General features: G+C 63.5%; 1 protein-coding gene and 1 pseudogene. One reads left to right on the forward strand and one right to left on the reverse strand.

The window, feature by feature from the left end; genetic code table 11:
• Positions 1-490 (forward strand): annotated as a pseudogene (locus BKD30_RS11135) (transposase); the annotation flags it as partial.
• 25 nt (positions 491-515) lie between these two features.
• On the opposite strand, the gene BKD30_RS17110 reads toward BKD30_RS11135, so the two are convergent.
• A complete protein-coding gene (locus BKD30_RS17110; protein ID WP_408033378.1) occupies positions 516-677 on the reverse strand; it encodes an integrase core domain-containing protein in 162 nt (53 codons plus the stop codon).
• Positions 678-718 lie beyond the last annotated feature (41 nt).

Here is a 718-nt window from a genome sequence, read left to right on the forward strand (position 1 = left end):
GCAGGTCTGGGCCACGCTGCTGGACGAGGGCATCTACCTGTGCTCGCGATCCACGATGCACCGCATCCTGCGCGAGAACGCGATGGCCGGTGAGCGTCGCCGGCAGGCGGTCCACCCGCCCCGCGCCCGCCCGGAGCTGGTGGCCACGGCGTCGGGGCAGGTGTGGTCTTGGGACATCACCAAGCTCAAGGGCCCGGACCGGGGCGTGTACTACGACTTGTACGTGGTCCTGGACATCTTCTCCCGGTTCGTCGTCGCCTGGACCATCGCCGCACGAGAGGACGCCGAGATCGCCACGAACATGCTGGAACAGGCGATGGGCGTCCACGGGGTGCCCGGCGCGGTGCACGCTGATCGAGGCACCTCGATGACCTCCAAACCGGTCGCCCAGCTGCTCCTGGACCTGGGCGTGGCCAGGTCACACTCCCGGCCCCACGTCTCCAACGACAACCCCTACAGTGAGGCGGCGTTCAAGACCCTGAAGTGGAGTGTTCCCGGGAAAGTGGATACCAGAATTATGCGGCGAGTTCGTGGATGTCCCTCAATCCTAATTCATACTCGGCGGGCGTCAAATAGCCGAGGGTGGAGTGTCGCCGTGCCCGGTTGTAGTACTCCTCGATCCAGGTGAATGTTGCTTTCTTGAGAGTTTTCAGGTTCGGCCAGGGCCTGGTGTGGATGAGTTCCTTCTTATATGTCGCGAAGAACGATTCGGCTACCG

It is taken from the genome of Tersicoccus phoenicis, from assembly GCF_001968835.1.
Lineage (GTDB): Bacteria > Actinomycetota > Actinomycetes > Actinomycetales > Micrococcaceae > Tersicoccus > Tersicoccus phoenicis.